General features: G+C 56.7%; 19 protein-coding genes. 15 read left to right on the top strand and 4 right to left on the bottom strand.

The genetic code is table 11. The features are described 5' to 3' along the window. Position 1 precedes the first annotated feature (1 nt). Together Q8O73_RS09300 and xylF are read right to left on the bottom strand one after the other, a co-directional pair. Positions 2-1,267, bottom strand: a complete 1,266-nt coding sequence (locus Q8O73_RS09300) for a sugar ABC transporter permease (RefSeq protein WP_305557824.1) — start codon at positions 1,265-1,267, stop codon at positions 2-4. 90 nt (positions 1,268-1,357) lie between these two features. Continuing rightward, positions 1,358-2,389, bottom strand: a complete 1,032-nt coding sequence (xylF, locus tag Q8O73_RS09295) for a D-xylose ABC transporter substrate-binding protein (RefSeq protein ID WP_305557822.1) — start codon at positions 2,387-2,389, stop codon at positions 1,358-1,360. Between the two features lie 249 nt (positions 2,390-2,638). Here xylF and Q8O73_RS09290 point away from each other — a divergent pair, with 249 nt between their 5' ends. Both Q8O73_RS09290 and Q8O73_RS09285 read left to right on the top strand, forming a co-directional pair. Continuing rightward, positions 2,639-3,400, top strand: coding sequence for an SDR family NAD(P)-dependent oxidoreductase (locus tag Q8O73_RS09290; RefSeq protein WP_305557820.1), 762 nt, complete (start codon positions 2,639-2,641; stop codon positions 3,398-3,400). Between the two features lie 63 nt (positions 3,401-3,463). Beyond that, positions 3,464-5,635 (top strand): dihydroxy-acid dehydratase, encoded by a 2,172-nt coding sequence (locus Q8O73_RS09285; protein ID WP_305557818.1) that lies wholly within the window; start codon positions 3,464-3,466, stop codon positions 5,633-5,635. Here the strand turns inward: Q8O73_RS09285 and Q8O73_RS09280 are convergent. Continuing rightward, positions 5,632-7,593: a 3-hydroxyacyl-CoA dehydrogenase NAD-binding domain-containing protein gene (locus tag Q8O73_RS09280; protein ID WP_305557816.1), complete on the bottom strand. Its 1,962-nt coding sequence runs from the start codon at positions 7,591-7,593 to the stop codon at positions 5,632-5,634. The genes Q8O73_RS09285 and Q8O73_RS09280 overlap by 4 nt on opposite strands. Next, positions 7,593-8,429 carry an alpha/beta hydrolase gene (locus Q8O73_RS09275; RefSeq protein WP_305557814.1) on the bottom strand — a complete coding sequence of 279 codons (837 nt, stop codon included), beginning with the start codon at positions 8,427-8,429 and terminating at the stop codon, positions 7,593-7,595. Before Q8O73_RS09275 ends, Q8O73_RS09280 begins: the two co-directional genes overlap by 1 nt. Before the next feature lie 171 nt (positions 8,430-8,600). On the opposite strand from Q8O73_RS09275, the gene Q8O73_RS09270 reads away from it, so the two are divergent. From Q8O73_RS09270 to Q8O73_RS09210, 13 genes are all read left to right on the top strand, one after another. Next, positions 8,601-10,895: a bifunctional salicylyl-CoA 5-hydroxylase/oxidoreductase gene (locus Q8O73_RS09270; RefSeq protein ID WP_305557812.1), complete on the top strand. Its 2,295-nt coding sequence runs from the start codon at positions 8,601-8,603 to the stop codon at positions 10,893-10,895. Position 10,896: 1 nt separating this feature from the next. Beyond that, the gene (locus Q8O73_RS09265) at positions 10,897-11,658 is read left to right on the top strand and encodes an SDR family NAD(P)-dependent oxidoreductase (RefSeq protein WP_305557810.1); all 762 of its coding nucleotides are present in this window, start codon (positions 10,897-10,899) and stop codon (positions 11,656-11,658) included. Further along, complete coding sequence (locus tag Q8O73_RS09260) at positions 11,655-12,152, top strand: MarR family winged helix-turn-helix transcriptional regulator (protein WP_305557808.1); 498 nt, start codon at positions 11,655-11,657, stop codon at positions 12,150-12,152. The genes Q8O73_RS09265 and Q8O73_RS09260 overlap by 4 nt, the downstream gene beginning before the upstream one ends. Further along, entirely contained in the window at positions 12,145-12,957 is an 813-nt protein-coding gene (locus Q8O73_RS09255; RefSeq protein ID WP_305557806.1) for an enoyl-CoA hydratase family protein, read from the top strand. The genes Q8O73_RS09260 and Q8O73_RS09255 overlap by 8 nt, the downstream gene beginning before the upstream one ends. After that, positions 12,957-14,114 (top strand): acyl-CoA dehydrogenase family protein, encoded by a 1,158-nt coding sequence (locus Q8O73_RS09250; RefSeq protein ID WP_305557804.1) that lies wholly within the window; start codon positions 12,957-12,959, stop codon positions 14,112-14,114. The genes Q8O73_RS09255 and Q8O73_RS09250 overlap by 1 nt, the downstream gene beginning before the upstream one ends. Before the next feature lie 23 nt (positions 14,115-14,137). Next, on the top strand, positions 14,138-15,760 hold the full coding sequence (locus Q8O73_RS09245; RefSeq protein WP_305557802.1) for an AMP-binding protein: 1,623 nt from the start codon (positions 14,138-14,140) through the stop codon (positions 15,758-15,760). After that, positions 15,760-16,953 (top strand): kynureninase, encoded by a 1,194-nt coding sequence (gene kynU / locus Q8O73_RS09240; RefSeq protein WP_305557800.1) that lies wholly within the window; start codon positions 15,760-15,762, stop codon positions 16,951-16,953. Before Q8O73_RS09245 ends, kynU begins: the two co-directional genes overlap by 1 nt. After that, the gene (kynA, locus tag Q8O73_RS09235; protein WP_305557798.1) at positions 16,950-17,792 is read left to right on the top strand and encodes a tryptophan 2,3-dioxygenase; all 843 of its coding nucleotides are present in this window, start codon (positions 16,950-16,952) and stop codon (positions 17,790-17,792) included. The genes kynU and kynA overlap by 4 nt, the downstream gene beginning before the upstream one ends. A gap of 211 nt (positions 17,793-18,003) precedes the next feature. Then, positions 18,004-19,149 (top strand): ABC transporter substrate-binding protein, encoded by a 1,146-nt coding sequence (locus Q8O73_RS09230; protein ID WP_305557796.1) that lies wholly within the window; start codon positions 18,004-18,006, stop codon positions 19,147-19,149. A gap of 65 nt (positions 19,150-19,214) precedes the next feature. After that, a complete protein-coding gene (locus tag Q8O73_RS09225; protein ID WP_305557794.1) occupies positions 19,215-20,132 on the top strand; it encodes a branched-chain amino acid ABC transporter permease in 918 nt (305 codons plus the stop codon). Positions 20,133-20,139: 7 nt separating this feature from the next. Continuing rightward, entirely contained in the window at positions 20,140-21,120 is a 981-nt protein-coding gene (locus tag Q8O73_RS09220) for a branched-chain amino acid ABC transporter permease (RefSeq protein WP_371135066.1), read from the top strand. Then, positions 21,113-21,865, top strand: a complete 753-nt coding sequence (locus tag Q8O73_RS09215; protein WP_305557791.1) for an ABC transporter ATP-binding protein — start codon at positions 21,113-21,115, stop codon at positions 21,863-21,865. The genes Q8O73_RS09220 and Q8O73_RS09215 overlap by 8 nt, the downstream gene beginning before the upstream one ends. Continuing rightward, positions 21,862-22,551 (top strand): ABC transporter ATP-binding protein, encoded by a 690-nt coding sequence (locus Q8O73_RS09210; protein ID WP_305557790.1) that lies wholly within the window; start codon positions 21,862-21,864, stop codon positions 22,549-22,551. The genes Q8O73_RS09215 and Q8O73_RS09210 overlap by 4 nt, the downstream gene beginning before the upstream one ends. The last annotated feature ends 2 nt before the right edge of the window (positions 22,552-22,553 follow it).

Genomic DNA, 22,553 nt, shown 5'->3' with positions numbered 1-22,553 from the left:
CTTACGTGGTTGGATCGCTATGGCGACGGTTAAGATACTGGTCGCTGAACACGGCAAGCACGAGAACAAGGCCGATAACGATGCTTTGCAGCGACGTATCGACCCCCAAAAGCGCCATGCCGCTTTGCAGGCTTTGCATCACCAGCGCACCAATCAGCGCACCATAAATGCTGCCGACGCCACCGGCCAGCGAGGTGCCGCCAATCACCACGGCGGCAATGACGCGCAATTCATCAAGTGTGCCCAGATCATTGCCTGCCGATTGCAGGCGGGCTGATGAAATCGCCGCACTGATCGCGCATAAAACGCCCATCAGGGCAAAAACCGCAACCGTCATGCGTTTGGTATCAATTCCGGCAAGGGCGGCGGCCTGTGGGTTGCCGCCCATTGCAAAGACATAACGGCCAAACCGTGTGCGGCGGCTGACGACGATCAGGGCGATGGCCACCAGAATGACGATCAAAAGCGGGATCGGCAAACCATGTGAAATTTGCAGGTTTTCCGGCGTGACCGGCAGGCCGCGTTCGGCAAGGATTGCCTCGGCCGCACGGGTCGGCAGGTAATAGGCATTCAGGGTTATGATAATCGCCAGAACAATACCGCCCTTGATCAGGGCATTGGTATATTCGGCCCATAACGGTTTGACCGGAAATTTGAATGACAGGCGACGGCGACGTTCGATGATGGTGGCATAAATGATGCCGATAATGGCAACAAGGGCGACGATCCAGCTCCAACTGGCGCCAATCGTGCCGTCAATACCCCCACCCAGCAGCATGAAATTGGCATCGAGCGGTGCCACGGTGCGGCCCTGTGTAACCCACCATGCCGATCCGCGCCAGACCAGTAACCCGCCCAGCGTGACAATAAAGGCCGGAACGCCCAGATAGCCAACCGCTGCCCCCTGAATGCCGCCAATTGCCGCCCCGATGATCAGGCCGACCAGCAAGGTCAAAGCCCATGTGGCCGGATGGTTGTAGCCCAGATATTGCGGCAACAGATCGGCCTGCACTACGCCCATGATCATGGCAAGCACGCCCAGCATCGCGCCAACCGACAGATCAATATGACGGGTGACAATGATCAGCACCATGCCACATGCCATCACGGCGACCGAGGCGGTCTGGACCGACAGGTTAAAAAGATTGCGTGGTGTAATGAAGCGGCCACCGGACGCCAGATCGAAACCGACCCAGATGATCAGCAGGACAATTGCCAGTCCCACCAACCGCCGGTCGACTTCCATTTTGGACAATAGTCGGTACATTTGGTTTGCCTGTCAGACGACGGGACCGGTTCGCACGGGTGCGACCGGCCCCGGTTTTACATATTGGAAGGGATCAAATCCGGTGGGCGATCAGTCGCACGCAGCAACCTGACCGGCCGGAACCCCCTTGCACACCACGTCCTTGGTGACCCAACCAGCATCAATCACCAGATCAAGCTTGTCACGGGTGATAGCGACCGGTTCAAGGAAATAGGACTGCATGGCAACCCCGTTCGGGCTGTTCCATTCCGTGGTGCCACTGACATCGGCAAGAGCCTTGCCACCCGCCAGTTCAACAGCGATTTCTGCGGCGCGTTGCCCCAGAACGCGGGCGTCTTTCCAGACCGAAACCGTCTGGGTGCCAAGGGCGACACGGTTCAGGGCGGCATGATCGCCATCCTGCCCGGAAACCGGGATGCCCTGCATACCCTGCGCCGACAGGGCGGCAACCACACCGCCTGCGGTGCCGTCATTCGACGCCACGACCGCATCGACCTTGTTGTCGGCGGCGGTCAGGAACTGTTCGGTGTTGCGCTGGGCGATGGCAGGTTGCCAGCTTTCGGTATAGGCCTCGCCAACGACTTTGATGGCGCCGCTGTCAATCGCGGCTTGCAGGACTTCAAGCTGTCCTTCATGCAGGATATTGGCATTGGGGTCGGTCGGGGCACCCTTGATAAAGATGTAATTGCCATTCGGCTGTTGTTCAAAAACAGCCTGGGCTTGCAGGCGGCCGACTTCCTTGTTGTCGAAGGTAATATAATAGGCGCTGGGGTCTTCGATCAGTCGGTCGTAACCGACCACCGGAATACCTTCATTGATTGCCTGGGTGATGGCGGCACCAATCGATGATGAATCCTGAGCCAGCACGATCAGCGCATCTGCGCCGCGTGTGATCAGGCTTTCAATATCGGAAAGCTGTTTGCTGGGTGAACTTTGGGCATCGGCGCTGATATAGGTCGCCCCGGCTTTTTCAAGGGCGGCCAGCATGGCGGCTTCGTCGGTTTTCCAGCGTTCTTCCTGAAAGTTTGACCAGCTGACGCCAATCACAAGTTCATCGGCAAGTGCCGGAGTAGCAGCGATGACGCCGCCGACAATGGCGGCGGTATAAAGGATTTTTTTCATCTGTTTCTTCCCTGATGGATGTGTCTTGCAGTGCGACATTTATTTTTATTGTCGAAAAAATGTTGACGCCTTCGAGAAGGCCTGTCAAATATTTTTTAGAAAATGAACAAAAATTCCGTATTTTTTGGAATATTAATGCCGATTTTCGGCTATTTTCTGAGATCGGACAGGGATTTTGTGGTTTCCGGCATGAATTTAGTTTTGTTTCATAATTAAAAATGCCGGAAAAAACCGGGACAGGAAACGGCGATGACAGCGACCTATCACGACATTGCAAAACAATCGGTTTTGATCACCGGCGGCGCGTCGGGAATCGGGGCTTCGATTGTCGAGGCTTTTTGCCAGCAAGGGGCAAAGGTTGGATTTTTCGATATTGCCGACGAAGCGGCAGCGGCCCTGTGTGACCGTCTGGCAGAGGTAACGGGCAACCGGCCCCATTATGCATCGCTGGATTTGCGCCAGCAGGACCGGATTCCCGATGCGGTGACGGCCATGGCCGAGAAGATCGGCGCAATTGACGTGATGGTCAATAATGCCGCCAGCGATGATCGCCATACGGCAATCTCCACCGGCCCAGCCTATTGGCATGATCGGCTGGATGTCAATTTGTCGCATCAGTTTTTCTGTGCGCAGGCGGTGTGTCGCGGCATGATGAAAAAGGGTGGCGGCAGTATCATCAATTTCAGTTCGGTCAGTTTCATGATGGGATTGCCTGATCTGGTTGCCTATGAAACCGCCAAGGCCGGGGTGATCGGCATGACCCGGGCGCTGGCACGGGAATGGGGGATGCATGGCATCCGGGTCAATACCGTCATTCCCGGCTGTGTGATGACTGAACGGCAATTGCAATTATGGATCACACCGGAAGACGAGGCCCGCATTCAGGAACAGCAATGCCTGAAACGGCGGCTGGTTGGCGAGGATGTGGCGCAAATGGTGTTGTTTCTGGCGTCCGGTGTCTCGGCGGCCTGTTCGGCCCAAAGTTTTATCGTCGATGGCGGGCTGGTGTGACATTCTGTTACGCAACGTCTCCTGACTGACCGTATCGTCTCTGATCATAATGGATTTTTCCCGATGATGACCGCCTTGCGCCCGCTGCTGGAACCTTTTTCGATTGATGAAACCGCCAATCCGTTCCGTGATTGCATTCAGGGGCTTGCCAATCAGCCGATTACCGTGGTGCGGTTGTTGCGCGATGCCTGTCTGGAAAATCCGGTGGTGCAAAAGAACCGCGATTTCACCGTGCCGGCCATTCGTGAAGTGGTCGGGCGGCTGGTGGAAAACCGGCCCCGCGTGGCGATCATTGCCGGTGCGCCCGATCATCCTGCCCATTTACTGGACCGGCCACAGGCATTGATGGCGGCCCTTCGCATCTGGGAACAGGGCGGGGTACCGTTTTTGTTTCATGTGCCGGTGATTTGCGATGGCACGGCGCAAAACAACATCGGGCAAAGCTATTCTTTGGCGTCGCGCAACCATACGGCGGCGGCGGTCAATATCACCTTTGAGGGGCACAGCTATCACGCCGCCTATGTCATTGCCGGGTGCGACAAATCCCCGGCGGCGGTGGTGGCGGGGTTGGCCTCGGCAGAATATGCGCGGCGGCATCGTGGCGATCAGGCCCCGGTCTGGGCGGTGTTTGCCCCGTCGCATGTTCTGAAAGGTGGCGATATTCCGGAAAATACCCGGCGCAGTCTGGAAAAAATCGCCCGCGATGCGGCGGCTGCCGGGCATGATGATCTGGGCGGCGATATCACCGAAAACATGCGTTATATCCTGCAATGCACCAGCGACGAGGCCTTTGCCGGGCAACTGGAACGCGCCCGGTTGCTGGGCATTATTGATAATGCGACCGAACGGCGGGTTCTGGATGAACTGGCAGCGGCGACCTGTGATTCAAAGGGCGGGATTTGCGCCTTTAACGGCACGGGTAATTCATCGCGCACCATGTTGGCGGCCTTTGGTCTAACGCCGCCGGAACTGGAGCTTCTGACTGATGTGCCGCCGTTTGATGCGGTGGCCGCCGGGGTTGATGCCCTGTTTGGTGTGATGAACAAACCGGAATATTCGATTTGCAACCTGTTGAAAGCCAATTTCGCCAATTTCGTGCGCATCCATAACGCCACCGGGTCCAGCAGCAATATGTTGCTGCATCTGCCTGCGATGATGCGGTATGCCGGATTTGATGTGACGCTTGAAGATTATGAACAGGTTCGTACCGAAACCCCGGTACCGGAAATCTTTGCGCACAGTCTGACTGAAAACCGCGATACCTTTGTTCTGGCACAGCAATTTGCCGAAGGTAAAAATCGCGGGATGGAAAGCATTTATCGCATTCTGGATGATCTTGGCGTGGCGATGGATCTGGATGCTCGCACCGTGACCGGCAAGACATGGCGACAACGCATTGCGATGCTTGATAATCCGATTGATCTGTCATTGGGCGATCAATCGGTGATCCGGGCGACACCGGTGCGCAAACGATCCGGGGTGGATGTTTTGCGCGGCAGTTTTTTTGACAGTTCGGCGGTCAAGACATCAGGTATGAGCGACCGGCAAATCAGCCATTTCGACGATCATGTGTTCATTGTGCGTTATTATGAAAATGAACATGTCTGCAACGCCGATTTTGCCTCGCCCGATCTGGTGGACCGGCTGGTGCATACCGGCGGTGTCGATGCCGGCCTGATTGCCGCCGTGGTTCGGCGCAATGGCGGGGGGGATGTTGATCTGGCCGATACGAAATCATTGCTGGAGCAGGGATTTTTGTCCTTTGCCTTTGTGATCGGCGGGCAGGGGCCGGAAGCCTATGGCATGCCGGAAATGTTTGCGCCGTCACAAAATCTGCGCCATCACCGCATTCTGGAATCATCCAGCATCCTGATGACCGACGGGCGTTACTCCGGGGTTACGAAGGGGGCCTGCATCGGCCATACCGTACCCGAAGCCTTTGCCGGGGGCGGGATTGGCTATTTGCAGGATGGCGATATTTTGCATCTGAACCTGACCGCTTTGAAACTGGATTTGCTGGATCACGATGCCTTTGCCCGCGGGCAGGATATTGCCATTGATCCCCGATCCCTTGCCGGGCGTGACCAGATTTACGCGCTGCGCAAAAAACGCATGGTCGAACGCCAGTTCGACATCGCCGCAGGCAGTGTCATGGCCCATATTTCCGACGCATCGCACGGCGTTGTGCCCGATATCGTCGATCAGCGGGCGGTGCGTCCGTGGCGCAATGATTAGGGTGATGCGCGCATAAACATCGGCCCGCCGCGCCAGCGCGGAAAGCCATAGCCATTGACCATCACCACATCAATTGCTTCGGGTGTTGCGGCGATGCCTTCGGCCAGAATTCTGTCGCCTTCATCCTGTATGGCGGCAAGGATGCGGGCCATGATGGTATCGGCATCAAAGGATTGGCGGGTGATGCCCTTGCGGGTGGATTCCGCAATGATGATATTTTCGACCATTGGGTCGGTTTCGCCTTTGGACGATGTATCGGAATAATGATACCAACCCGCCCCGGTTTTACGGCCAAAACGGCCCATTTCGCACAGGATATCGCCAATGGCGACATAACGGGCGGCAGGGTCGCGGGTGAGGGCCTGTCGTTTGCGGGTGGCCCATGAAATTTCAAGCCCGGCCATGTCCTGCATGGCAAACAGGCCCATTGGAAAGCCGAAATCAACCATTGCGGCATCAATTTCGTGGGGCATTGCGCCGTCTTCCAGCATGAATTCGCAGTGTTTGCGATAGGCCGACATGATCCGATTGCCGATGAAGCCATCACAGACCCCGCAAGGGACCGCAATTTTGCCCAGGCGGCGGGCAAAGGCAAAGGCGGTTGCCAGGGTTACGGGGCTGGCCGAGCGGGTGCGGACAACCTCAAGTAATTTCATCACATGAGCCGGGGAGAAGAAATGCAGGCCGATCACCCGGTCGGGATGGGCGCACCGTTCGGCAATCGCATTGATGTCGAGATAGGAGGTGTTGGACGCCAGAACCGCATCGGATTTGCAGTGGGCGGACAGTCTGGCAAACACGTCATGCTTGACGCCCATGTCTTCAAACACTGCTTCGATCACCAGATCGCAATCGGCAAGGGCGGCGTAATCCGTGCTGCTGACCAGATCGCCCAGAAGCTGATCGTGGCGGGGCTGATCGATGATGCCGCGTTTGAGCGACCCGTCGAGATGATGGCGAACATTGCCAACGCCGCGCTCACAGGCATCGGCATCCCGTTCGATCATCACCACGGCATAACCGGCCAGAAGGGCGGCGGTGGCAATGCCCGCCCCCATGATACCGCCGCCAATCACGCCGATTTCGCGAACCGGGCGGGGACCAACTCCGGCCAGTTCGGGTAGCTTGGCAACGGATCGTTCGGCAAAGAAAATATGGCGCAGCGCCTTTGACTGGCGGCTGTCGCGAAGGCGAACGAAATTTTCCCGTTCAAGGCCAAGGGCGGTTTTGGCATTCTTGGTGACAGCGGCCCGGATGGTTTGGGCGGCAATCACCGGGGCATCCTGCCCACGGGCCTTTTTGCCGATCCCGGCAATGATGGCATCCCAGACATCCATTGCCGGGGCATTGACCGGGGCGCGGTCAATCAGGGCGGTCGGGCAGGGTTCGTTTTTGATCCGTTCTGCCAGTGCGAGGGCCGCAGCCCGCAAATCCCCATCGGTGATAGCATCGATCAGGCCGAAATCATGGGCGGTTACCGCATTGACGGGTTTGCCGCCGGTGATCATTGCGATGGTGTTTTCAACCGCGATCAGGCGAGGCAATCGCACTGTGCCACCGGCACCGGGGATCAGGCCCAGATTGACTTCGGGCAGGCCCAGTTTGGCCGTGACGGTGGCGATGCGGTAATGGCATCCCAAGGCGACTTCAAGCCCGGCACCAAGCGCATTGCCGTGAATGGCGGCAATCAGCGGCTTGGTCGATTGTTCCAGTTTGACGATCAGATCGGGCAGGATCGGGTCCATCGGCGGTTTGCCAAATTCGGTAACATCGGCCCCGGCGATAAAGGTCGATCCGGCACAGATCAGGATCGTGGCCCTGAGCGCGTCATCGCGTTCGATCTGATCAATCGCATCCCAAATCCCGCGCCGGACCGCATAGTTGGTGGCATTGATCGGCGGATGATCAATCGTGATGATCGCGATGTCGTTTTCAATGAGGGTGCTGACCGGTGACATTATGCATCCTCTAGGGCAATGGGATGGAGCAGACAGGCAACCAGATCAGAATCCGGATCGGCCAGATCGGCGATCACGTCGAAATGGTGTTTGTCGGGGGCTTCTACCGAGCGGGTCGCGGCCCCAAGCCCGGTCCAGATATTGGCCAGAAGATCATTCTGGCGAACAAATTCCGGTCTTTCATCCGCCCCCACCCAGCAGGTAATCGAGCATGGCAGATGCGGGCGGGTCAGTGCAGCACTTTCAGCGATTGCTTCGTCTTCGTCGAGTTTCAGGACGTCATTCATTGCGGTTTTCAAAAGCGGGCGCAGATCGTGCAGGCCGCTGATCGAAACGGTGTTTTTGGTGCGCACCTGCGTTGCCGGTGACAGGGGCGAGGTCGCGCAATTCATTCGGCTGACCAGATGGCCGCCCGCCGAATGGCCGGTCAGGTGAATGGGGCCAGAAATGCGGTTGGCAACATGGTCAATCGCCGCCCCGATTTGCCGGGTGATTTCCGACAGGCGGGCGTCGGGGGCCAAAGTGTAGCTTGGCATACAAACGGCCCAGCCGCGTGCCACGGCACCTCGCGCCAGATGCGACCATATCGATTTGTCAAACGCCTTCCAATAGCCGCCATGCACGAATACGACAGTGCCCTTTGGTGTGCCTTCGGGCAGGAACAGGTCGTATTTTTCGCGGTTGGCCTTGCCATAGGCAATATCAAGTTCCGCGCGGTTTAATGCCGTCATTTCATCGCGGAAGGCCGATGCCAGTTTGGCCCACATGCCGGGGAAATTTTCTGCGCCGGGAATATAATTGCCGTTGCTGTATGCATCATCCCAATCCGTGATCATGTCCGTGCCTTCCGGTTTTATGGGGTTTTGTGCCTTCCTGATCTGGCAATTCTAGGGGAAGATGCGGATATTTCAAACTCAAATATTTTATGCTTGAAATAAATAAATCACAGGCGTACCGTTCCAGTCAGTTTCCCAAAACAGCAAAATGCATCAAGAAGGGAAAATCAGGTGAGAATAGCGTGTCTGGGTGGCGGTCCTGCGGGGCTTTATTTCGCGATTTCGATGAAATTGCGTGATCCGTCGCATGAAATTGTCGTGATCGAACGCAACAAGCCCGATGATACATTCGGCTGGGGCGTGGTTTTGTCGGATGAAACCCTGAATAATCTGGCGCGGAATGACGCCAAAAGCGCGGAAGCCATCCGGGCGCATTTTTCCTATTGGGATGATGTCGCGGTTCATTATCGCGATACCAAAACCGTTTCGACCGGGCACGGATTTTGCGGCATTGGCCGACAACGTTTGTTGCTGCTGTTGCAGGAACGGGCACGTGAACTGGGCGTTGAATTGCAATTTGAAACGATGGTCGGAAGTGCCGCCGATCTTGCGGGCCGATATGACCTTGTCGTCGCCAGTGACGGGTTGAATTCCCGCACACGCACCGAATTTTCCGATCAGTTCCAGCCCGATATCGATACCCGCAAATGCAAGTTTGTCTGGCTGGGCACCCACCAGAAATTCGACGATGCCTTTTCCTTTATTTTCGAGGAAACCGACAAGGGCTGGGTCTGGGCGCATGCCTATCAGTTTGATGATGATACTGCGACGTTCATTGTCGAATGCAGCGAGGAAACCTGGGCCGCCTACGGCTTTGGCGAGATGACCAAGGAACAGTCGATTGCCACCTGCGAGGCGATTTTCAGGGACCATCTGGGCGGTCATGCCCTGATGAGCAATGCCAACCATATTCGCGGTTCGGCGTGGCTGAGTTTCCCGCGGGTTTTGTGCAAACGCTGGTCGCATGAGAATATTGTTTTGATGGGCGATGCGGCGGCGACCGCGCATTTTTCCATTGGATCGGGCACCAAACTGGCCCTTGAAAGTGCGATTGCGCTGGCAAGTTACCTGCATTCGGAATCCGATATGCCCAATGCTTTTGCCAAATACGAGGATGAACGCCGACTGGAAGTGCTGCGCCTGCAATCGGCGGCGCGCAATTCGATGGAATGGTTCGAGGAAATTGGCCGTTATTTCGATCTGGACCCGGTGCAGTTCAATTATTCCCTGTTGACCCGGTCGCAACGGATCAGTCACGAAAATTTGCGGGTGCGCGATGCCGTGTGGCTGCAATCGGCCGAAAAATGGTTTCAGACGCAGGCCGGTGTCGCCAAGGATGCCCCGGTGCGTCATCCGATGTTTGCACCATACCGGTTGCGCGACATGTCGCTTAAAAACCGCATCGTGGTATCGCCAATGGCGCAATACAAGGCGGTGGATGGTTGCCCGACCGACTGGCATCTGGTGCATTATGCCGAACGGGCCAAGGGCGGGGCGGGGCTGGTTTATACTGAAATGACCTGTGTGTCCGACACCGGGCGCATTACGCCGGGCTGTCCGGGGTTTTATGAACCGGCGCATGAGGCCGCATGGAAACGCATTGTCGATTTTGTTCATGGCGAAACGGATGCCAAAATCTGCGCCCAGATCGGCCATTCCGGGCGGAAGGGATCGACCCAGCTGGGATGGGAAGAAATGGATGCGCCGCTGCAAGATGGCAACTGGCCGCTGATATCGGCATCGGATATTCCGTGGTCCGATAAGAACCAGACGCCCAAGGCAATGACCCGCGATGATATGGACCATGTGCGCGATCAGTTTGTGGCATCGGCGGCAATGGCGGACCGTGCCGGATTTGACATGATCGAAATTCATGCCGCACATGGATATTTGCTGTCATCCTTTATCAGCCCGGTCAGTAATGCCCGCCGGGATGAATATGGCGGGTCGCTTGAAAACCGGATGCGGTATCCGCTGGAAGTGATCCGGGCCGTACGGGAAATCTGGCCGGCGCACAAACCCTTGTCGGTACGGATTTCCGCCAATGACTGGGTGGGCGATGACGGGGTCACACCCGAAGAAGCCGTTGATATCGCCCGGATGTTGAAGGCCGCACATGTTGATATTTGCGATGTGTCGGCAGGGCAGACGACAAAGGCCGCCCGGCCTGTTTATGGCCGGATGTTCCAGACGCCATTTTCCGACCGTATTCGCAACGAGGCCGGAATCGCCACGATGGCGGTGGGCAATATTTATGAACCCGATCACGTCAATTCGATCCTGATGGCAGGCCGGGCCGACCTGGTGTGTCTGGCACGGCCCCACCTTGCCAATCCGTATTGGACATTACATGCCGCATCATCGCTGGGCGACCGTGCGGAAAACTGGCCTGCCCCCTATTATGCCGGGCGCGATCAGATGTGGCGGCTGGCGGATCGGCCCGACACCATGACGGGCAAGGTGTGATATGACAAAACTGGCAATCAGACGGGCGGTGGTGACGGGCGGTGGATCGGGCGTTGGTGCGGTGATTGCGCAAAAACTGGCCGCGGCCGGGGTGCAGGTAGTGATCACCGGACGCCGGATGGAACCGTTGCAGGAAACCGCCAGCCTGCACCCCAATATTGCGCCCTTGCAGGCCGATGTCAGTGATGAAAATTCGATGGTTGCGATGTTTGCCGCCGCCCGAAAATTGCTGAGCGGAATTGATCTGGTGATTGCCAATGCCGGCATGGCGCAAAGTGCGCCGGTGGCAAAAACCGGTCTTGATTTGTGGCACGATACGCTGGCGGTTAATCTGACCGGGGCGTTTTTGACGTTTCGCGAAGGATTGGCCGCGATGGATCGCACCGCGCCGGGCCGGTTGATTGCCATTGCCTCGACCGCCGGGTTAAAGGGATATCCCTATGTTGCGGCCTATTGCGCGGCCAAGCATGGCGTGGTTGGGCTGGTGCGGGCGATGGCGGTGGAACTGGCGAAAACGCCGGTGACAGTCAATGCCATATGCCCCGGTTTTACCGAAACCCCGATGCTGGCACAATCCATCGAGAATATCGTAGCGAAAACCGGCATGAGTCATGACGCCGCCCGTGCCAGCCTGAGCGCCGCCAATCCGCAGGGCCGGTTTATCCAACCTGCCGAAATTGCCGATACGGTGATGTGGCTGTGCGCTGAAAATGCCGGGTCGGTTACCGGGCAGGCGATTTCGGTTTCGGGGGGCGAGATATGACCGTATCGTCCGGCGCACTCGCATCGAAAAAATCATCGGTGGGGTCGGTTGACCTTCCCAAGACCCGCCTTAGGGCATGGTTGCAGATTTTAAAGGTTTCGCGCCAGACCGAGGCGGCCTTGCGCGAAAAAATGCGGGTCGATTTCGGATCGACCCTGCCGCGGTTTGACGTGCTCGCCGCCCTTGACCGGTGCGAAGACGGCATGCGCATGAGCGAACTTTCCAGTGCCCTGATGGTCTCGAACGGCAATGTCACCGGCATTGTGGACCGGCTTGTGGCCGATGGCATGGTGGTGCGGGTGCCGGTTGAAAATGACCGCCGGGCATCAATTGTCAAACTGACCGCCGACGGCCGTGCACATTTTACCGAATGTGCGCAGGTCCATGAAGGATGGGTCAGTGATTTGTTTGGCGATCTGAGCGCCAGTGATGCCGATATCCTGATTCATATTTTACGCGATGTCGTCCGACACAAAGAGGTTCCCCATGACTGAGATGGCCGGTCTGAAACCAAAGACCTTTAACTGGCGGATGGATGGGGCGATTGCAGTGATTTCGCTGAACCGTCCGGAACGCAAAAATCCGCTGACCTTTGAAAGCTATGCCGAATTGCGCGATACGTTTCGTGATCTGGTTTATGCCGATGATGTCAAGGCGGTGGTGTTCGAGCCGACCGGTGGCAATTTTTGTTCGGGCGGCGATGTGCATGATATTATTGGCCCGCTGATCGGCAAGGATATGAAAGGTCTGTTGGCCTTTACCCGCATGACCGGTGATCTGGTCAAGGCGATGATTGGCTGTGGCAAGCCGGTGATTGCGGCGATTGACGGTGTGTGCGTCGGGGCGGGGGCGATTTTGGCGATGGCATCGGATTTGCGCATTGCCACACCGGGGGCAAAAACCGCGTTTTTGTTTACCCGTGTCGGGCTTGCTGCCTGTGACATGGGGGCCTGCGCCATTTTGCCGCGCATCATCGGGCAGGGGCGAGCAGCAGAATTGCTGTATACCGGCCGGACCATGACGGCGGACGAAGGCGACAAATGGGGATTCTATAACAAAATCGTCGATGCCGATGCGCTGCATGACGAGGCGCTGATGCTGGCGAATCGCATCGCATCGGGTCCCGGATTTGGCCATATGATGACCAAAACCATGCTGGCGCAGGAATGGAGCATGGGTATCGAACAGGCAATTGAGGCCGAGGCACAGGCACAGGCGATTTGTATGCAGACCCAGGATTTCCGCCGCGCCTATGAGGCGTTTGTGATCAAGGAAAAGCCGGTATTCGAGGGCAATTGATGGCGGATAAAACCTTTCTGGACTGGCCGTTTTTCGAGGATCGTCACCGCGATCTGGCGCAAAAACTTGATGTCTGGGCGACCGCGCATCTGCATGGCATTGATCATCATAATGTCGATGAGGCTTGCCGGGCGCTGGTGAGGATGCTGGCCGCGGGCGGGTGGCTTGTCCATGCGGCGATTGATCCGGCAAGGCCGGATGCCCGGCTTGATGTGCGCAGCCTGTGCCTGATTCGCGAAACACTGGCGCGCCATGATGGTCTGGCCGATTTTGCCTTTGCCATGCAGGGGCTGGGCAGCGGGGCGATTTCGCTGTTTGGCAACCCGGCCCAGCGCACAGAATGGTTGCCGCAGATTCGGAATGGATCGGCTTTGGCCGCCTTTGCGCTGACCGAACCGCAATCGGGATCGGATGTTGCCAATATTGCCCTGACGGCGCGGCGTGATGGCGATGATTATATTCTCGACGGTGAAAAAACCTGGATTTCCAATGGCGGCATTGCCGGGTTTTATGTGCTGTTTGCCCGCACCGGCGATGCACCGGGTGCCAGGGGGCTTTCGGCCTTTATCGTGCCTGCCGGTATTGCCGGTTTTACCATTGCTGAACGCATTGAAACCATCGCCCCGCATCCGTTGGCGCGGTTGAAATTTGAAAATTGCCGGATTCCGGCACATGCGATGATCGGCGCATCGGGCGAGGGGTTTAAAATCGCCATGTCGGTGCTGGATGTGTTTCGCGCGACTGTGGCGGCGGCGGCATTGGGGTTTGCGCGTCGGGCGCTGGACGAAACCCTAAATCGTGTGCAGGAACGCCAGTTATTTGGTGCCCCTTTGTTTGATTTGCAGATGGTGCAGGGGCATGTCGCCGATATGGCGCTGGATGTCGATGCATCCGCCCTTCTGGTTTATCGTGCCGCATGGTTGAAAGACAGTGGTGCTGCGCGGGTCAGTCGCGAGGCGGCGATGGCGAAACTTTTTGCAACCGATCATGCCCAAACCGTCATTGACAAGGCGGTACAAATTCATGGCGGCGACGGGGTCCGAAGTGGACATATCGTTGAATCGCTGTATCGGGAGATACGTGCCCTTCGTATTTATGAAGGCGCGTCGGACGTCCAGAAAACAATCATTGCACGGCAAACGCTGGCACAAAAATAACATGCTGTATCAGGGACTTTACCATGCTTGGACCGACCGCACATATCGATACCTTTACCCGCGATAATTTACCGCCTTTCGATGAATGGCCGGAATTGCGCACCGACGGATTTGATTATCCGGATTATCTCAATGTCGGGGTTGAACTGACAGACCGCATGGTGGAACGCGGGTTTGGCGATCATACCGCCCTGATCGGCAACGGGCGGCAACGCACCTATAAAGAATTGGCCGACTGGACCAACCGCATTGCCCATGCCCTGATCGCCGATTATGGCGTCAGGCCGGGCAACCGGGTCTTGATCCGGTCTGCCAATAATCCGGCGATGGTGGCATGCTGGTTGGCGGCGACCAAGGCCGGGGCGGTGGTGGTCAATACCATGCCGATGTTGCGAGCGGGCGAATTGTCGAAAATCGTCGATAAGGCCGAAATCAAATTTGCCCTGTGCGATACGCGGCTGATGGATGAAATGGTTCTGTGCGCCAAAAGCAGCCAGCATCTGAAAACCGTGATCGGGTTTGACGGCACCGCCAATCATGATGCCGAACTGGACCGCGCCGCCCTGACCAAACCGGTGATGTTCGAGGCGGTGAAAACCGGGCGCGATGATGTAGCGTTGCTGGGTTTTACATCGGGCACAACGGGCGAACCCAAGGCAACCATGCATTTCCACCGTGATCTTTTGATCATTGCCGACGGATACGCCAAAGAAGTCCTGCAAGTGATCCCGGATGATGTTTTTGTCGGATCACCACCGCTGGCCTTTACCTTTGGCCTTGGCGGTCTGGCGGTCTTTCCGTTGCGGTTCGGGGCAACCGCGACCTTGCTGGAAACGGCGTCGCCGCCCAATATGGTGGCAATCATTGAAAAATATAAGGCGACGGTGTGTTTTACCGCACCGACCGCCTATCGGGCGATGCTGGCGGCGATGGAAGACGGGGCGGATTTGTCATCCCTGCGTGCCGCCGTGTCGGCGGGCGAAACATTGCCTGCCCCGGTCTATCAGGCCTGGATGGAAAAAACCGGCAAACCGATGCTGGACGGGATCGGGGCAACGGAATTGCTGCATATTTTCATTTCCAACCGATTTGGCGATTCCCATCCGGCCTGTACGGGCAAGCCGGTAGCGGGATATGAGGCCAAAGTCGTTGATGACAAGATGAACGAGGTGCCACGCGGCACTGTGGGGCGTCTGGCGGTACGCGGACCGACCGGGTGCCGGTATCTGGCCGATACGCGGCAACGCAAATATGTCTGTGATGGCTGGAACATTACCGGCGATGCGTTTCGTCAGGATGAGGATGGTTATTTCCATTTTGCCGCCCGCAATGACGATATGATTGTGTCGTCGGGCTATAACATTGCCGGGCCAGAGGTCGAGGCGGTGTTGCTGTCCCATCCCGATGTCAGCGAATGCGCGGTGGTTGCCGCCGCCGATGCAGAACGCGGGAATGTGGTGCGGGCCTATGTCGTTCTGGCCGGAACGGCATCGGCATCGCCGGAAATGGCGAAGATTTTGCAGGATTTTGTCAAGGCGACGATTGCCCCTTATAAATATCCGCGATCCATTGTCTTCATTGATGAATTGCCCAAAACTCCGACGGGGAAAATCCAACGGTTCCGTCTGAAACAGGATGCGTCTTGATGATCGATTTTGCCGCCACCAAATCGCTTTTTCACCTGCCAGAAGGGATCATTTACCTTGATGGCAATTCGCTGGGCCCGTTGCCGAAAAAGGCAGCGGCACGGGCGGCGTCGGTAATTTCCGATGAATGGGGCGATATGTTGATCTGCGGCTGGAACGAGGCGAAATGGATGGAACAACCCGCACGGGTGGGCGACAAAATTGCGCGTCTGATCGGGGCGGTCCCCGGAACGGTGGTGATGGGCGATACCCTGTCGATCAAGGTGTATCAGGCACTGGCAAGTGCGCTTGAACTGCGCCCGGATCGCAAGGTTGTAATGTCCGATAGCGGCAATTTCCCGACTGATCTTTATATGGCGGACGGCCTGATCAAAAGCCTTGGACGCGGGCATGTCCTGAAAACACCATCCCCGGAACAGGTCGAAGGCCTGATTGATGAGGATCTGGCGGTTTTGATGCTGACCCATGTTGATTACCGCACCGGGCGGATGCATGACATGCAGCGCATCACGCAAAAGGCCCATGATGCTGGGGCACTGGTGATCTGGGATCTGGCGCATTCCGCCGGGGCGGTGCCGGTTGATCTGTCAGGCTGCAAGGCCGATTTTGCGGTGGGATGCACCTATAAATACCTGAATGGCGGGCCGGGCTCACCAGCCTTCATTTATGTGCGACCCGATCATGTGCAACATGTCCGCCCGGCCTTGTCGGGCTGGCTGGGGCATGCGGCACCCTTTGCTTTTGACCCCGATTATGTTCCGGCCCCTGACATTTCGCGTATGCGGGTGGGAACGCCGCCGGTCATTCAGATGAGCGTGCTTGAAACCGCGCTTGAGGCGTGGGACGGCGTGACAATGACCGATATCCGCGCCCGTTCGGTTGATCTTTGCGAACAATTTATTGCCGGGGTCGAGGCACGTTGCCCGATGCTGACCCTTGCCAGCCCGCGCGATGCCGCACAGCGCGGATCGCAGGTGTCGTTCCGGTTTGATCAGGGATATGCCGTGATGCAGGCCCTGATTGACCGCGGGTTGATTGGCGATTTCCGGGCACCCGATATTATCCGGTTCGGCTTTACCCCGCTTTATATCGATCAGGATGATGTGACTGCGGCGATTGGCATTCTGGCCGATGTGATGGCACAACGGACGTGGGATTGCGCCCGGTTTCAAAAAAGACAGGCGGTAACATGAGCGGTAACAAACCTTATGATCCGTCGGGTGAAGGCGCGAAAATGGATTTCGCCGGGGCGATGTCCTATGGCGATTATTTATCGCTGGATGCCATTCTGGGGGCGCAAAAACCCTTAAGCGACGCCCATGATGAAATGCTGTTTATCATTCAGCATCAGACATCGGAACTCTGGATGCGTCTTGCGATCCGCGAAATTACAGCGGCGCGGGATGCCATCCGCAATGATGATTTGCCGCCCGCCTTTAAAATGCTGTCGCGGGTATCGCGGATTTTTGAACAGCTTAACAGTGCGTGGGACGTATTGCGCACCATGACGCCCAGCGATTACACAAGTTTTCGCGATGCGTTGGGGCCGTCTTCGGGGTTTCAGTCCTGGCAATATCGCCAGATTGAATTCATGGTCGGCAATCGCAATGCCGCAATGTTGCGCCCCCATGCCCATCGCGCCGACATTTTCGCCATCTTGCAGGCTGAACTGGCGGTACCCAGCTTGTATGACGAAGCCCTGCGCCTGCTGGAGCGCAACGGCATTGCCATCCCACGCGATATTCTGGACCGGGATGTGGCACAAACCCATACGCCGTCCGATGACGTGATCAAGGCATGGCATGTGGTTTACAGCGATCCGAAATGCTATTGGCCATTATATGAACTGGCCGAAAAGTTGGTGGATTTCGAAGATTATTTCCGGCGGTGGCGTTTTAACCATGTCACCACGGTCGAACGGGTGATCGGCTTTAAACGAGGAACCGGGGGGACGGGCGGTGTGTCTTATCTGAAACGGATGCTGGAAGTGGAACTTTTCCCCGAATTGTGGCGGGTCCGGACAACGTTGTGATGACGTGCGGATGATCTGGTGCAGTTCGATAAAAAGCTGTTAGAACAATCGGTAGACACAAATTGTCACCGAAAGACCGCATCGGTCAGGATGATCTGAAAGATGCGCGCAAGATGCCCGAATGCCAAAAATGAGGGGGTGAAACCCTCCAGAAAAGACATCGGGTTCAGGGAAGCGGTAACTTATGACAACACGTATGGTGGAGGCTTGAATGAAGGGTAACAAGGCAACGGTTGCAGCAGTTGCAATCGCCGCATTGATGACCGCAACGGTCGCACAGGCAGAACCTGTGAAGGTCGGGATGATTACCACATTGTCGGGCGGCGGGGCCGGATTGGGCATTGATGCTCGCGACGGCTTCATGCTGGCGGTCAAACAGGCAGGCAACAGCGATCTGGAAGTTGTGATCGAAGACGATCAGCAAAAACCCGATATCGCGGTTCAGTTGGCCGATAAAATGATCCAGAGCGAAAAGGTCGATATCCTGACCGGCATCATCTGGTCAAATCTGGCGATGGCGGTTGTGCCGTCGGCGATTGCGCAGGATAAATTTTATCTGTCGGTCAATGCGGCCCCGTCGCAGCTTGCGGGCAAGGGGTGCAACAAGAATTATTTCAGCGTGTCCTATCAGAACGATAATTTGCACGAAGCAGCAGGCGGATATGCCAGCAGTCAGGGTTACAGCAAAACTTTTGTGATGGCCCCGAATTATCCAGCCGGTACGGATTCCATCGCCGGGTTCAAGCGGTTCTATTATGGCGATATTTCCGGCGAAGTTTATACCAAGCTGGGCCAGACCGATTATGCGGCCGAAATTGCGCAAATTCGGGCTTCGGGTGCCGATAGCGTCTTCTTTTTCCTGCCCGGCGGCATGGGCATTGCGTTCATGAAGCAATATGCCCAGTCGGGTGTGGATATTCCGTTGATTGGCCCCGCATTCTCGCTGGATCAGGGAATTTTGGGTGCGATTGGTGATGCCGCCCTTGGCATCAAAAATACGTCCAACTGGTCAAAAGATATCGACAATGCCACCAACAAGGCCTTTGTCGAAACCTTCCAGGCGGAATATGGTCGTTTGCCCTCGATTTATGCCTCCTATGGTTTTGACACGGCAAACCTGTTGCTGTCGGCGATGGAAAAGGCCGATGTAAAGGATCAGGATGCGTTCCGCGAGGCACTGCGGGCGGCGGATTTCAATTCGGTCCGGGGCAAATTCATCTTTGGTGCGAACCATCACCCGATTCAGGACATCTATGTTCGTGAAGTGGTCAAGGAAGGTGATGTTCTGACCAACAAGATCGTCGGCATGGCCATTGCCGATCACGTTGATGCCTATGCATCGGAATGCACGATGTGAGAACAGTCTGACAAGTCGGCGGGCATCGTTGCGGTGCCCGCCATCTTGTGACGGAGTTTGCCGATATGTTTTCTTTATTTCTGGAACAGATGTTGAACGGCTTTCAGTCGGGGGTCATGCTGTTCCTGATGGCATCGGGTCTGACGCTGGTTTTTGGCGTGATGGGTCTGATCAATCTGGCGCATGGGTCGCTTTATATGGTCGGGGCCTTTGCCTGTGCCGTTGTTGCCGCATGGACCGGATCGTTCTGGCTGGGACTGGTGGCCAGTCTGATGGCCGCTGCCCTTGCCGGTGTTCTGGTCGAAATACTGGTGATTCGCAGGCTGTATCGGCGCGACCATCTGGATCAGGTTCTGGCGACATTTGCCCTTATTTTGATTTTTTCGGAAGGCACGCGCTGGATATTCGGGTCCTTTCCGTTGTTTTTAAATGTGCCGGACCTGTTGGCGGGGACCGTGATCCTGCCGGGCGGGGCGCAATATCCGATTTTTCGTCTGGCGATTATTGCGGCGGGCCTGCTGGTTGCCGCCGGGCTATTTTTGCTGATTGGCAAGACGCGGCTGGGCACGCGCATCCGGGCGGGCGAGGCGGATCGCGAAATGATTGCCGCCCTTGGCATCAATATTGACCGGCTTTACACCGTTGTTTTTGCCTTGGGTGCGGCCTTGGCCGGTCTGGCAGGGGCCTTTGTCGGCACGACGCAATCGGTGCAGGTCGGCATGGGGGAACCGGTTCTGATTTTGGCCTTTGTCGTGATTGTGATTGGCGGTATCGGGTCGATCAAGGGGGCACTGATCGGGTCCATTCTGGTTGGGTTTACAGATACGATGGGGCGGTTTTTGCTGCCTCTGGCCTTGTCCACCGTTACCGATGCTTCCAGTGCGACCTCCATTGGGTCGGCGCTGGCGTCGATGCTGATTTATATTCTGATGGCGCTGGTTCTGTTCCTGCGGCCAAGCGGTTTGTTCGGGGCAAAAGCATAAGATGATCATGAACCGCGAAACCATCATCAATAGTGTTCTGGCGGCCCTGTTGATCGCCATTCCACTGGTGGCCCAGGCGATGGGCGAAATTTTTATCATTACCCTTGTGACCAAGGTGGCGATTCTGGCGCTGGCCGGAGTGGGGCTTAACATCGCGCTGGGATATGGCGGGCTGGTGTCGTTTGGCCATGCCGCCTTTTTCGGGATCGGTGGTTATGCTGCCGGGATTTTGGCCAGTCATGCCCTGAATTATCAACCGATAGCGACATGGCCGTTTGAAATTTCCGGTTCCACCCAGATGATTGTGATCTGGGCGGTTGCGCTGATTGCATCGGCATTGGCGGCATTGGTGATCGGGGCGATCACGCTGCGCACCAGCGGGGTTTATTTCATCATGATCACGCTGGCTTTTGCACAGATGATTTATTATTTCGCCATTTCCTGGCCTGCCTATGGCGGCGAGGATGGCCTGTCGATTTATGTTCGCAACGGGTTTCCGGGGCTTAATACGCTCGATCCGATCAGTTTCTTTGCCATTTGTGCGGTGTTGCTGGCTTTGGCCCTGTGGTTTTCGGCGGTACTGGTCCGGTCGCGGTTCGGTTTGGCGCTGCACGGTGCACGTCAAAATGATCAGCGGATGAAAAGTGTCGGCATTGCCCCGTTTCGCATCAAACTGACCGCCTTTGTGATATCGGCAATGATCACCGGGCTTGCCGGGGCGCTTTATGCCGATCTGAACCGGTTTGTCAGCCCGTCGATGCTGTCGTGGCACATGTCGGGTGAAATCATGGTGTTTGTCATTCTGGGTGGGGTTGGGCGTCTGTTCGGGCCAGTGGCCGGGGCGGGGCTTTATATCCTGCTGGAACATCTTCTGGGCGGGGCGTTTGATTACTGGCAATTGCCGCTGGGCGTTTTGTTGTTGCTGGTCGTGCTGTTTGCGCGCGGTGGCCTGATTGGCCTTTTGGCGGGGGAACGCAAACATGCCTGATGCCATTTTGTCCTTATCGAATGTCACCAAACAGTTCGGCGCGCTTTTGGCCAGCGATCAGGTGACGCTGGATTTGAAACCCGGCGAAATTCACGCCCTGATCGGGCCGAACGGGGCGGGGAAATCCACCCTGATCAAACAGATCGCCGGGGAACTGACCCCGGATTCCGGCGAAATCCATTTTGCCGGACAAAATATCGGCGGACTGGATGCCGTGGCGCGGGCACGAATGGGGCTGGCGCGGACATTTCAGGTATCCTCGTTGATGCCGGAATTTTCAGTTTTGCAAAATGTCCTGTTGGCGCAACAGGCGGTCAGCGGCAAAATTTTCCGGTTTTTTCGCCCGGTTTTAAAGGATAAATCCCTGATCGACCCGGCGATGGCGCAGCTTGAAAGGGTCGGGCTGGCGGATCGTGCCCATATGCGGGCAGCCGATATTTCGCATGGCGAACGCCGACAGTTGGAAATGGCGGTGGCGCTGTCCTTGCAACCCAAGGCATTTTTGTTGGATGAACCGATGGCGGGCATGGGGCCGGAAGGATCGAAACGTCTGACCGTGTTCCTGGATGCCCTGCGCCATCAGGCCCCGGTCTTGCTGGTCGAGCATGACATGGATGCGGTATTTGCCCTGGCCGACCGGATTTCGGTGCTGGTCTATGGCAAGATCATTGCCACCGGTACGGTCGATGACATTCGCAACAATGCCGAGGTCCGACGCGCCTATCTGGGGGAGGACGCGGCATGAAATCCTTGCTGGATGTTTCAGGCATTACCGCCTTTTACGGATCGTCACAGGCATTGTTTGGGGTGGATTTGCAGGTCCGCGAGGGTGAGGCCGTGGCCCTGATGGGCCGCAATGGCATGGGCAAGACCACCACGATCAAGACAATCTGTCGAATGATGTCACATCGCGACGGCAATGTGGTTTTTGACGGGCAGGATCTGGCGAAACTGCCATCGCACAAGGCGGCCCGGCTGGGCATTGGTCTGGTGCCGGAAGGGCGGCGGTGTTTTGCCAATCTGACGGTGTTTGAAAACCTGATTGCCGCCGCCCGTGACGGGGCGTGGGATTTTGCCCGGATATCGGAATTGTTTCCCCGTCTTGCCGAACGCCGCGATCAAAAAGCCCTGACCCTGTCGGGCGGGGAACAGCAAATGCTGGCGATCGGGCGTGCCTTAATGACCAATCCGCGGCTTTTGATCCTTGATGAAGCAACCGAGGGACTGGCCCCGGTGGTGCGTCAGGAAATCTGGACGGCGATATCGCAGTTAAAACAGGCGGGGCTGTCGATCCTTGTGGTCGATAAATCGCTAAAAGAACTGACGACGGTCGCGGACCGGTGTGTGATTGTCGAAAAGGGCATCACACCGTGGGCTGGAAATGTCGCCGATCTGACACCGGAAATCACCAGCCGTTATCTGGGATTGTGAGG

The organism is Thalassospira sp. (assembly GCF_030690045.1).
GTDB lineage: Bacteria > Pseudomonadota > Alphaproteobacteria > Rhodospirillales > Thalassospiraceae > Thalassospira.
The sequence above is the reverse complement of the archived record's forward strand: the minus strand, read 5'-3'. Positions and strand labels throughout refer to the sequence as shown.

Coding starts and splice junctions, on each gene's coding strand:
- Q8O73_RS09300 (WP_305557824.1), bottom strand. CDS start 1,267: ATGTACCGACTATTGTCCAAAATGGAAGTCGACCGGCGGTTGGTGGGA.
- xylF (WP_305557822.1), bottom strand. CDS start 2,389: ATGAAAAAAATCCTTTATACCGCCGCCATTGTCGGCGGCGTCATCGCT.
- Q8O73_RS09290 (WP_305557820.1), top strand. CDS start 2,639: ATGACAGCGACCTATCACGACATTGCAAAACAATCGGTTTTGATCACC.
- Q8O73_RS09285 (WP_305557818.1), top strand. CDS start 3,464: ATGATGACCGCCTTGCGCCCGCTGCTGGAACCTTTTTCGATTGATGAA.
- Q8O73_RS09280 (WP_305557816.1), bottom strand. CDS start 7,593: ATGTCACCGGTCAGCACCCTCATTGAAAACGACATCGCGATCATCACG.
- Q8O73_RS09275 (WP_305557814.1), bottom strand. CDS start 8,429: ATGATCACGGATTGGGATGATGCATACAGCAACGGCAATTATATTCCC.
- Q8O73_RS09265 (WP_305557810.1), top strand. CDS start 10,897: ATGACAAAACTGGCAATCAGACGGGCGGTGGTGACGGGCGGTGGATCG.
- Q8O73_RS09260 (WP_305557808.1), top strand. CDS start 11,655: ATGACCGTATCGTCCGGCGCACTCGCATCGAAAAAATCATCGGTGGGG.
- Q8O73_RS09255 (WP_305557806.1), top strand. CDS start 12,145: ATGACTGAGATGGCCGGTCTGAAACCAAAGACCTTTAACTGGCGGATG.
- Q8O73_RS09250 (WP_305557804.1), top strand. CDS start 12,957: ATGGCGGATAAAACCTTTCTGGACTGGCCGTTTTTCGAGGATCGTCAC.
- Q8O73_RS09245 (WP_305557802.1), top strand. CDS start 14,138: ATGCTTGGACCGACCGCACATATCGATACCTTTACCCGCGATAATTTA.
- kynU (WP_305557800.1), top strand. CDS start 15,760: ATGATCGATTTTGCCGCCACCAAATCGCTTTTTCACCTGCCAGAAGGG.
- kynA (WP_305557798.1), top strand. CDS start 16,950: ATGAGCGGTAACAAACCTTATGATCCGTCGGGTGAAGGCGCGAAAATG.
- Q8O73_RS09230 (WP_305557796.1), top strand. CDS start 18,004: ATGAAGGGTAACAAGGCAACGGTTGCAGCAGTTGCAATCGCCGCATTG.
- Q8O73_RS09225 (WP_305557794.1), top strand. CDS start 19,215: ATGTTTTCTTTATTTCTGGAACAGATGTTGAACGGCTTTCAGTCGGGG.
- Q8O73_RS09220 (WP_371135066.1), top strand. CDS start 20,140: ATGAACCGCGAAACCATCATCAATAGTGTTCTGGCGGCCCTGTTGATC.
- Q8O73_RS09215 (WP_305557791.1), top strand. CDS start 21,113: ATGCCTGATGCCATTTTGTCCTTATCGAATGTCACCAAACAGTTCGGC.
- Q8O73_RS09210 (WP_305557790.1), top strand. CDS start 21,862: ATGAAATCCTTGCTGGATGTTTCAGGCATTACCGCCTTTTACGGATCG.